1 protein-coding gene and 1 pseudogene are annotated in these 1,646 nt (G+C 69.2%); one reads left to right on the forward strand and one right to left on the reverse strand.

The genetic code is table 11. The annotated features are described in order from the left end of the window. Positions 1-1,367 (reverse strand): DNA primase (gene dnaG, locus G6027_RS15020; protein ID WP_182637875.1); only part of this gene is annotated, 1,367 nt, incomplete at its 3' end. A 68-nt stretch (positions 1,368-1,435) separates the two neighbouring features. Between dnaG and G6027_RS15025 the strand changes: the two are divergent. Beyond that, positions 1,436-1,646: pseudogene (locus tag G6027_RS15025) on the forward strand (TPM domain-containing protein); the annotation flags it as partial.

Here is a 1,646-nt window from a genome sequence, read left to right on the forward strand (position 1 = left end):
GGGCCGGGCGTCGCCGCCCGGGCGCGACCCCTCTTGCGGGCCTCCTCGCGGACGCGGCGCAGCACCGTCGCGGGATCGTCCCACCCCACCCAGCCGGCCAACTGCCGGGCGTACTCGTCACGTAGGGCGGAGTCGCGGATGTCCGCCACCACGGGCACGGTCTGGCGGAGTGCCTCGACCCGGCCCTCCGCGTGATCGAGATCGTATTCCTCCAACATGGACCGGATGGCGAACTCGAACATCGGCACCCTGGCCGAGATCAGATCGCGGACGGCCGCGTCGCCCTTCTTCTGCCGGATGTCGCAGGGGTCCTGACCGGCGGGGGCCACCGCCACGAAGGTGCGACCGGAGAACTGCTGGTCCCCGGAGAACGCCCGCATCGCGGCCTTCTTGCCGGCCTCGTCGCCGTCGAAGGTGTAGATGATCTCGCCACGGAAGTAGTTGTCGTCCAACATCAGCCGCCGGAGTGTGGACAGGTGGTCCTCGCCGAACGCGGTGCCACACGCCGCCACGGCCGTGGTGACGCCCGCCGCATGCATGGCCATGACATCCGTATAGCCCTCCACGACCACCGCCCGGCGCTGGGAGGCGATGTCCCGCTTGGCCAGGTCCAGACCGAAGAGCACCTGCGACTTCTTGTAGAGCATTGAGTCCCGCGTGTTCATGTACTTGCCCAGGGTGTCGTCCTCGAAGAGCTTACGGGCGCCGAAGCCGATCACCTCCCCCGCGAGGTTGCGGATGGGCCACAGCAGGCGGCGGTGGAACTGGTCAATCAACGACCCCCGTGAGCTGGTCTTGGACAGACCGGCCGCCTCTAACTCCTTAGGCTCGAAACCCTGCCGCATCAGATGTTTGCTCATGGTGTCCCAGCCCGCCGGTGCGTACCCGCACCCGAAGCGCTCGGCGTGGGAGAGGTCGAAGCCGCGGTCGGTCAGGAACTCCCGTGCGATCTCGGCCTCCGCGTCCTGATGGAGTCGCTCGGCGTAGAACTTCTGCGCGGCGGCGTTGGCCTGGACCAGTCGCGAACGGGTCCCACGGTCGCGCTGGATCACCTGCCCGCCGCCCTCGTAGGAGATGCGGTAGCCGATCCTGTCCGCGAGCTGCTCCACCGCCTCGACGAAGCTGATGTGCTCCATCTTCATGAGGAAGGCGAACACGTCGCCGCCCTCACCGGTGGAGAAGCAGTGGAAATAGCCGTGCTGGGGCCGCACGTGGAACGAGGGGGTCTTCTCGTCCTTGAACGGGGACAACCCCTTCATGGAGTCCGCGCCACCTGGTTTGAGCGCGACGTACTCGCCGACGACCTCCTCGATGCGAGTGCGTTCGCGGATCGCGGCGATGTCCTGCTCCGGAATCCGCCCTGCCATGCCGCCCAGAGTAACCGCCCGGGCGGGAGACCGGCATGCCCCCTGCGACGGGCCGATACGCTGGCCGCATGATCGCACCCCCGCCCCGCCCCTACGCCGTCCGGAGCCCCCGGTCCCGCACGGCCGCGGCCGTCGCGCTCCTCGTGGCGTTCCTCGTCAGCCTGGTCGGGTGGGCGGCGCCCTCCGCCTCCGCGGAACCACCGTCCCGGCTGCAGCAGCAGGTCACGGATTCCGCGGGCGTGCTGGGCGCGGACACCGCCGCCGTGGAGAACCGGCTCA

The organism is Dietzia sp. SLG310A2-38A2, assembly GCF_014145095.1.
GTDB lineage: Bacteria > Actinomycetota > Actinomycetes > Mycobacteriales > Mycobacteriaceae > Dietzia.